This window comes from Rhizobacter sp., from assembly GCF_032229685.1.
Taxonomy (GTDB): domain Bacteria; phylum Pseudomonadota; class Gammaproteobacteria; order Burkholderiales; family Burkholderiaceae_C; genus LMDS01.
In genome coordinates, this window is record NZ_JAVTWP010000040.1 from 535,388 (window position 1) to 543,451 (window position 8,064).

Below are 8,064 nucleotides of genomic sequence, written 5' to 3' on the forward strand. Positions count from 1 at the left end.
CAACGTTTTCACGCTATGGGCGGGCGCCGCCCCGGTTGAACCCTCGCTGCTACACTTTGGCCCATGTTTTCAACGCGCAAACCAACCAAAGGGTCGCACGACCGGGGAGCCTGGCCCTGGCGGGGCCCGCTTCGCGCCGCTTCGGCGCTGGTTTAGTTTGCTGCAGGCGGTGCCGGGTTTCAGACCTTCCGGCGCGCCCTCGGCTCCACCGGCTGGCGCCACGCCGGCCGAACCCACCGACAAGAAATCATCACGCGGGCCACGTGTCTTGCCATTCGATTGGCTGCCGTTCCCGCCGGGCTTTGGAGGGCCCTGACCCGTGATCACCGAACTCGAATTCAAGAGCCTCGCCGCCGAAGGCTACAACCGCATTCCGCTGATCGCCGAGGCTTTCGCCGACCTCGAGACACCACTCTCGCTGTACCTGAAACTCGCTTACGCCAGTGGCGGTGGCAAGCACAGCTTTCTGCTCGAATCGGTGGTCGGGGGCGAGCGCTTCGGGCGCTATTCGTTCATCGGCCTGCCGGCGCGCACGCTGCTGCGCGCCACCGGCTTCAAGACCGAGGTGGTGACGAGCGGGCAGGTGGTCGAAGTGAACGAGGGCAACCCGCTCGACTTCATCGCCGCCTACCAGAAGCGTTTCAAGGTGGCGCTGCGGCCCGGCATGCCGCGCTTCTGCGGCGGCCTGGCGGGTTACTTCGGCTACGACGCGGTACGCTTCATCGAGCCCAAGCTCGCGAAGACGCACAAGACCGGCGGCATCGACACCCCCGACATCCTGCTGCTGCAGTGCGAAGAACTGGCGGTGATCGACAACCTGTCGGGACGCCTGTACCTGATCGTGTATGCCGACCCGGGGCAGCCCGAGGCCTTCCACAACGCCAAGCGCCGCCTGGCCGAATTGGGCGACAAGCTGAAGTACAGCGTGACCGCACCGGCCGTGAAGCGCGGCGCCTCGCACGGGGTGGAGCGCGAGTTCGGCAAGGAGGCCTACATCGCCGCCGTGTTGCGCGCCAAGGAATACATCGCCGCCGGCGACATGATGCAGGTGCAGGTGGGCCAGCGCCTGCGCAAGCGTTACACCGAGTCGCCGCTCAGCCTCTACCGCGCGTTGCGTTCGCTGAACCCTTCGCCCTACATGTACTTCTACGACATGGGTGAATTCCAGATCGTCGGCGCTTCGCCCGAGATCCTGGTGCGCCAGGAGCACACGCCGGAAGGCGACAAGGTGACGATCCGGCCGCTGGCCGGCACGCGCCCGCGCGGCGCCACGCCAGAGATCGACAAGGCGCTCGAAGCCGAGCTGAAGGGCGACCCGAAGGAGCGTGCCGAACACGTGATGCTGATCGACCTGGCGCGCAACGACATCGGCCGCATCGCGAAGACCGGCAGCGTGAAAGTGACCGAGGCCTTCACGGTCGAGCGCTACTCGCACGTGATGCACATCGTGAGCAACGTCGAAGGCCTGCTGAAAGACGGCATGAGCAGCCTCGACGTGCTGCGCGCCACCTTCCCGGCCGGCACGCTGACCGGTGCGCCCAAGGTGCGGGCGATGGAGATCATCGACGAGCTCGAACCGGTGAAACGCGGCATCTACGGTGGCGCCTGCGGCTACCTGAGCTTTGCCGGCGACATGGACGTGGCGATCGCGATCCGCACCGGCATCGTGAAAGACCAGGTGCTCTACGTGCAGGCGGCCGCCGGGGTCGTGGCCGATTCCAGCCCCGAGATGGAATGGAAAGAGACCGAAGCGAAGGCGCGCGCGCTCATTCGTGCTGCCGAACTGGTCGAGGAGGGTTTCTGAGATGGGCGCCACACTGTTGCAATCGTTGTTCCGCCAGAAGGCGGCGATCAACGAAGAGTTCTTCACGGTGCTCGAGCGCGTCGCGCCGGGCGACCGTGCCGATGCGATCCGGACCTTGAACCACATCTTCGTCGTCGACCGGATCTTCAAGGCGCATCTGCAGGGTGAGCCGCACGGCTACACCGCGACCAACACGCCCGAGATGCCCGCGCTCGACGCGCTGCGCGCCGGCGTGCACGAGACCGACCTCTGGTTCGTCGAACGGGCCGGCACGCTGGCGCCGGAACAATTGGCGCAGGCCGTGGACTTCGTGTTCACCGACGGCCTGCGTGGCCGCATGACGCGCGAAGAGATGCTGGCGCATGTGCTCACGCACGGCAGCTACCACCGCGGCGAGGTCGGGCAGATGCTGAAGCGCCTGTCGGTCGCGCCGCCGCGCGACCTGTTCACCATGCACCTGCACCGCACCGAGCCGCAGCGGCGCGAGCTCATCTGAGACGAAGGGGCCGAGCATGCTGCTGATGATCGACAACTACGACTCCTTCACCTACAACCTGGTGCAGTACTTCGCCGAGCTCGGCGAAGAGGTGCGCGTGTGTCGCAACGACGAGATCGATGTGCAGGGCATCGCCGCGCTGCGGCCCGACCAGCTCGTGCTCTCGCCCGGGCCATGTTCGCCGGCCGAAGCCGGTGTGTGCGTCGCGGCGATCGAAGCCTTCACCGGCAAGATGCCGATCCTCGGCGTGTGCCTGGGCCACCAGGCCATCGGTGCGGCGCTCGGCGGCAAGGTGGTGCGCGCGCAGACCCAGATGCACGGCAAGACCGACGTGATCAGCACCGACGAGCGTGGCGTGTACACGGCGCTGCCGAAAGAGTTCACGGTGATCCGCTACCACTCGCTGGTGATCGAACGTGCCTCGTTGCCGCCGGTGCTCGACGTGACTGCGACCTCGCTCGACGGCGAGATCATGGGCGTGCGCCACCGCGAACTCGCCGGCACGAAGACGCCGCTCGAAGGCGTGCAGTTCCACCCCGAATCGATCCTCACCGAGCACGGGCACGCGATGCTGAAAAATTTCCTGGAGCTGCGGCCATGAAGATCGTCGACTTGCGAAGCGACACGGTGACGCAGCCCACCGCAGACATGCGCGCTGCGATGCTGGCAGCGCCGCTCGGCGACGACGTGTTCGGCGACGACCCGACCGTCAACGCGCTGCAGGCGCGCATCGCCGAACTGCTGGGCAAGGAAGCGGCGATCTTCGTGCCCACCGGCACGCAGAGCAACCTGGTCGCGATCATGAGCCACTGCGGGCGCGGCGACGAATACATCGTCGGCCAGATGGCGCACACCTACCGCTGGGAAGGCGGCGGCGCCGCGGTGCTCGGCAGCGTGCAGCCGCAGCCGCTGGAACATCAGCCCGATGGTTCTCTGGCGTCGAAGGACATCGAGGCGGCGATCAAGCCCGACGATTCGCATTTCGCGCGCAGCCGGCTGCTCGCGCTCGAGAACACGATCGGCGGCAAGGTGCTGCCGATGGCGTATCTCGCTGACGCGACCGCGCTCGCACGCGGCCGTGGCCTGGCCACGCACCTCGACGGCGCGCGGCTGTTCAACGCCGCCGTGGCGCTCGGCGGCGACGCGCGCGTTCGGGCGCGCGAGATGGCGCAACACTTCGACACCGTCTCGGTGTGCTTCTCAAAGGGGTTGGGCGCACCGGTCGGCTCGGCGCTCGTCGGCCCGCGCGAACTGATCACACGCGCGCACCGCTGGCGCAAGATGCTCGGCGGCGGCATGCGCCAGTCGGGCTTGCTGGCGGCGGCAGCGCTGCACGCGCTCGACCACCACGTCGACCGCCTGGCCGACGACCATGCGCTCGCGCAGCGCCTGGCGAGCGGCTTGCAAGGCCTGCCGGGTCTGACGGTCGAGCCGCCGCAGACCAACATCGTCTTCGCCGACCTGCAAGGCGAGCGCGCCACCGGCCTGATGGCACACCTGAAATCGCGTGGTGTGCTGGCGACCGGCCTGTACAAGCTGCGCTTCGTGACGCACCTCGATGTGGATGCCACCGGCATCGACCGCACGGTGGCGGCCGTGCGCGAACATCTTTCCGCCTGAACGACTGAGGTAACCCCGATGAGCATCACCAACCTCGACGCGCTGACGCGCACGATCGACCACCGCGAAATCTTCCATGACGAAATGCTGTCGCTCGTGCGCCGCATCATGAGCGGCGAGATGTCGCCGGTGATGATGGCGGCGCTGCTCGTCGGCCTGCGCGTGAAGAAAGAGACCATCGGCGAGATCACCGCCGCCGCGCAGGTGATGCGCGAGTTCTCGACCAAGGTCGAGGTGGCCGACCGCACGCACCTGGTCGACATCGTCGGCACGGGCGGTGATGGCTCGCACACCTTCAACATCTCGACCTGCAGCATGTTCGTGGCCGCCGCGGCCGGCGCGCGCATCAGCAAGCATGGCAACCGCAGCGTGAGCAGCAAGTCGGGCAGCGCCGACGTGCTCGAAGCGATGGGCGTGCCGCTCACGCTCACCCCGGCGGCCATCTCGGCCTGCATTGCCGACACCGGCATCGGTTTCATGTTCGCGCCGAACCACCACCCGGCGATGAAGAACGTCGGCCCGGTGCGCAAGGAGCTCGGCATCCGCACCATCTTCAACATCCTCGGGCCGCTGACGAACCCGGCGGACGCGCCGAACATCCTGATGGGCGTGTTCCATCCCGACCTGGTCGGCATCCAGGTTCGGGCGTTGCAACGGCTCGGCGCTGAACACGCCGTCGTGGTCTACGGGCGCGACGGCATGGACGAGGTGTCGCTCGGCGCGGCCACGATGGTCGGCGAGTACAAGGACGGCGGCATCCACGAGTACGAGGTGCACCCCGAAGACTTCGGTCTGACGATGGCGAGCAACCGCGCCTTGAAAGTCGAGACGCCGGCGCAGTCGAAGGCCTTGCTGGACTCGGTGCTCGCCAACGAGGCCGGCCCGGCCCGCGACATCGTGATGCTCAACGCCGGTGTGGCGCTGTACGCCGCGAACGTGGCGACGAGCATGGTCGAAGGCGTTGCGATGGCGCGGGAGGCGATGGCCTCGGGCAAGGCGCTGGCGAAGCAGAAGCAGTTCGTCGCGCGCACGCAGGAACTGGCCAAGGCATGAGCGACATCCTGAACAAGATCATCGCTGTCAAGCGCGACGAGATTTCTCTGGCGCGCCGCCAGCGCGATCTGGCGTCGCTGCGGCGCGATGCGGAGTCGCTGGGTGGTCAGCGTGACTTCGTCGGCGCCTTGCGCGGCAAGATCGCCGCCGGCGCGGCCGCGGTGATCGCCGAAGTGAAGAAGGCGAGCCCGAGCAAGGGCGTGCTGCGCGAGCATTTCTTGCCCGCCGAGATCGCCGCGAGCTACGAACGCCATGGCGCGGCCACGCTGAGCGTGCTGACCGACGTGCAGTTCTTTCAGGGCAGCACGGCTTACCTTGAACAAGCGCGCGCGGCCTGCGCCTTGCCGGTGCTGCGCAAGGACTTCATGGTCGACGCGTATCAGGTGTTCGAGGCCCGCGCGATGGGTGCCGACTGCATTTTGCTGATCGCAGCCTGCCTCGACGATGCGCAGATGGCCGATCTGGAAGCGCAAGCGCAAGCACTGGGCATGGCCGTGCTGGTCGAAGTGCACGACGGCGCCGAACTCGACCGCGCGTTGCGCCTGAAGACGCCGCTGGTCGGCATCAACAACCGCAACCTGCGGACTTTCGAGGTCACGCTCGCGACCACGCTCGGCCTGCTCGAGCAGGTGCCGCCCGGGCGCTTGCTGGTCACCGAAAGCGGCATCCTCGGGCCGGCGGACGTGCAGCGCATGCGCGCGGCGGGCGTGCATGCGTTCCTGGTTGGCGAGGCGTTCATGCGCGCCGAAGACCCGGGCGCGGCGCTAGCCAAGCTGTTCCTGTGACCGCGCTCGATCTGCCGGCCGCGTTCGACACGTTGCCGCCGGCCTGGGCTGATGTGTTGCCGGGCTGGACACCGGCCTTGCGGGCCGATGTGTGCCGGCGAGTGGCAGAAGCCTCCGGTTCGCGCCCGATCGGCCCGCCCGACCCGTTTCGTGCATTGCGCCTGGTGGCGCCGGGCGAAGTGAAAGTCGTGGTGTTCGGCCAGGACCCTTACCCGACCGCGGGCCACGCCGACGGCCTGGCTTTTTCGGCCGGGCAGGGCAGGCCGCGCTCGCTCGGGCGCATCTTCGAGGTGCTGGCCCAGGACCGACCGGGCTTCGTGCCCCCGGCGGTCTGGAAGCTCGATCCGTGGGCTGCGCAGGGGGTGCTGCTGCTGAACCCCGCGTTGACGGTCGAAATCGGCGCCGCCGGCAGCCACCTCAAAGTTGGTTGGCAAGTGCTCACAATCCAGATTGTCGAGTATTTGTGCCGAAGAAGCGCGCCGCCAATCTTCATGCTGTGGGGGTCGAAAGCGCAAGGCTTCTTTGCCAAGGCCAAGACGGCGGCGCTGCCGCGGGTGCTGGCGGACCGGCATCCGTCGTACGACATCCGGCGCGAATTCATGAAACGGGGCAGCCACTTCGTGGCCACGCAAGACGTGGTCGACTGGTGGGCCATCGATCCGACCTTCAACACCCGTGATATAGTCTGAGGTTCGCCTCGGAGGGGTGGCCGAGTGGTTAATGGCAGCAGACTGTAAATCTGCCCTCTAACGAGTACGCTGGTTCGAATCCAGCCTCCTCCACCAGGGCGAAAACGTATCTTGAAGCGTGAACGTGGTGCTCCCGAGCGGGAGTAGTTCAATGGTAGAACTCCAGCCTTCCAAGCTGATCACGCGGGTTCGATTCCCGTCTCCCGCTCCATGTGCAGGCTCTTGCGTAGCAGAGTGTCAGCACAGGCTTGGTTGCTCTGGTGGCCAAGCCTGTACTGATTTTGATGAGATCAGTGCCCATGTGGCTCAGTGGTAGAGCACTCCCTTGGTAAGGGAGAGGTCGCGCGTTCGATCCGCGCCATGGGCACCAAAAGCAACCTTGTAGGGCTTTCAGAAGCGGGCCCGCTGTCTTGGAGAACATGAAATGGCAAAAGGCAAATTTGAGCGCACCAAGCCGCACGTGAACGTGGGGACCATTGGGCACGTGGACCACGGCAAGACGACCTTGACGGCGGCCATCACCACCGTGCTGAGCAAGCTCTTCGGTGGCGAAGCCAAGGCCTACGATCAAATTGATGCGGCGCCCGAAGAAAAGGCACGCGGCATCACCATCAACACCGCCCACGTCGAATACGAGACCAAGAACCGGCACTACGCCCACGTCGACTGCCCCGGCCACGCCGACTATGTGAAGAACATGATCACCGGTGCCGCCCAGATGGACGGTGCGATCCTGGTCTGCTCCGCCGCTGACGGCCCCATGCCCCAGACCCGCGAGCACATCCTGCTCGCCCGCCAGGTCGGCGTGCCCTACATCATCGTCTTCCTCAACAAGTGCGACATGGTCGACGACGCCGAGCTCCTCGAGCTCGTCGAGATGGAAGTGCGCGAGCTCCTCGACAAATACGAATTCCCCGGCGACAGCACCCCCATCATCCACGGCAGCGCCAAGCTCGCCATGGAAGGCGACAAGGGTGAGCTCGGCGAAGGCGCCATTCTGAAGCTCGCCGAAGCCCTCGACACCTACATCCCCACCCCGGAGCGTGCCGTTGACGGCGCCTTCCTGATGCCCGTCGAAGACGTGTTCTCCATCTCCGGCCGCGGCACCGTCGTGACCGGTCGCGTCGAGCGCGGCATCGTCAAGGTCGGCGAAGAAATCGAGATCGTCGGCATCACCCCGACCCAGAAGACCACCTGCACCGGCGTCGAAATGTTCCGCAAGCTGCTCGACCAAGGTCAAGCGGGCGACAACGTCGGCATCCTGCTGCGCGGCACCAAGCGCGAAGACGTGCAGCGCGGCCAGGTGCTGTGCAAGCCCGGCTCGGTCAAGCCCCACACCCACTTCACGGCCGAGATCTACGTGCTGAGCAAGGAAGAGGGCGGTCGTCACACCCCGTTCTTCAACAACTACCGGCCGCAGTTCTACTTCCGCACGACCGACGTGACGGGCGCGGTGGAGCTGCCCAAGGACAAGGAAATGGTCATGCCCGGCGACAACGTCAGCATCACCGTCAAGCTGATCAACCCGATCGCGATGGAAGAAGGCCTGCGCTTTGCCATCCGTGAAGGTGGCCGCACCGTCGGCGCCGGCGTCGTGGCAAAGATCATCGAGTAAGG

The 8,064-nt window shown here is 66.3% G+C and carries 8 protein-coding genes and 3 tRNA genes; all 11 read left to right on the top strand.

Annotation, left to right across the window (positions count from 1 at the left end):
• Nucleotides 1–319: 319 nt before the first annotated feature.
• The 11 genes from trpE to tuf all read left to right on the top strand — a co-directional run bounded on the left by trpE (nt 320) and on the right by tuf (nt 8,062).
• Complete coding sequence (trpE, locus tag AC30PD_RS20535; protein ID WP_489537545.1) at nt 320–1,804, top strand: anthranilate synthase component I; 1,485 nt, start codon at nt 320–322, stop codon at nt 1,802–1,804.
• A 1-nt stretch (nt 1,805) separates the two neighbouring features.
• Nucleotides 1,806–2,300, top strand: a complete 495-nt coding sequence (locus tag AC30PD_RS20540; protein ID WP_489537546.1) for a DinB family protein — start codon at nt 1,806–1,808, stop codon at nt 2,298–2,300.
• Nucleotides 2,301–2,316: 16 nt separating this feature from the next.
• Nucleotides 2,317–2,901, top strand: coding sequence for an aminodeoxychorismate/anthranilate synthase component II (locus AC30PD_RS20545; RefSeq protein WP_489537547.1), 585 nt, complete (start codon nt 2,317–2,319; stop codon nt 2,899–2,901).
• Nucleotides 2,898–3,920, top strand: a complete 1,023-nt coding sequence (gene ltaE / locus AC30PD_RS20550; protein ID WP_489537548.1) for a low-specificity L-threonine aldolase — start codon at nt 2,898–2,900, stop codon at nt 3,918–3,920. The genes AC30PD_RS20545 and ltaE overlap by 4 nt, the downstream gene beginning before the upstream one ends.
• Nucleotides 3,921–3,938: 18 nt before the next feature.
• Complete coding sequence (gene trpD, locus AC30PD_RS20555; RefSeq protein ID WP_489537549.1) at nt 3,939–4,973, top strand: anthranilate phosphoribosyltransferase; 1,035 nt, start codon at nt 3,939–3,941, stop codon at nt 4,971–4,973.
• A complete protein-coding gene (trpC, locus tag AC30PD_RS20560; protein WP_489537550.1) occupies nt 4,970–5,758 on the top strand; it encodes an indole-3-glycerol phosphate synthase TrpC in 789 nt (262 codons plus the stop codon). The genes trpD and trpC overlap by 4 nt, the downstream gene beginning before the upstream one ends.
• A complete protein-coding gene (locus AC30PD_RS20565) occupies nt 5,755–6,447 on the top strand; it encodes a uracil-DNA glycosylase (protein WP_489537551.1) in 693 nt (230 codons plus the stop codon). The genes trpC and AC30PD_RS20565 overlap by 4 nt, the downstream gene beginning before the upstream one ends.
• A 10-nt stretch (nt 6,448–6,457) precedes the next feature.
• Nucleotides 6,458–6,543 (top strand) — tRNA-Tyr (locus tag AC30PD_RS20570).
• A gap of 41 nt (nt 6,544–6,584) precedes the next feature.
• Nucleotides 6,585–6,658: transfer RNA gene (locus AC30PD_RS20575), tRNA-Gly, on the top strand.
• 84 nt (nt 6,659–6,742) lie between these two features.
• A tRNA-Thr gene (locus AC30PD_RS20580) sits at nt 6,743–6,817 on the top strand.
• A 54-nt stretch (nt 6,818–6,871) separates the two neighbouring features.
• Nucleotides 6,872–8,062 carry an elongation factor Tu gene (tuf, locus tag AC30PD_RS20585; RefSeq protein WP_489537552.1) on the top strand — a complete coding sequence of 397 codons (1,191 nt, stop codon included), beginning with the start codon at nt 6,872–6,874 and terminating at the stop codon, nt 8,060–8,062.
• The last annotated feature ends 2 nt before the right edge of the window (nt 8,063–8,064 follow it).

Bases quoted from the DNA above. Each gene is read 5' to 3' on its own strand.
- AC30PD_RS20540 (WP_489537546.1), top strand. From the start codon at position 1,806: ATGGGCGCCACACTGTTGCAATCGTTGTTCCGCCAGAAGGCGGCGATC.
- AC30PD_RS20545 (WP_489537547.1), top strand. From the start codon at position 2,317: ATGCTGCTGATGATCGACAACTACGACTCCTTCACCTACAACCTGGTG.
- ltaE (WP_489537548.1), top strand. From the start codon at position 2,898: ATGAAGATCGTCGACTTGCGAAGCGACACGGTGACGCAGCCCACCGCA.
- trpD (WP_489537549.1), top strand. From the start codon at position 3,939: ATGAGCATCACCAACCTCGACGCGCTGACGCGCACGATCGACCACCGC.
- trpC (WP_489537550.1), top strand. From the start codon at position 4,970: ATGAGCGACATCCTGAACAAGATCATCGCTGTCAAGCGCGACGAGATT.
- tuf (WP_489537552.1), top strand. From the start codon at position 6,872: ATGGCAAAAGGCAAATTTGAGCGCACCAAGCCGCACGTGAACGTGGGG.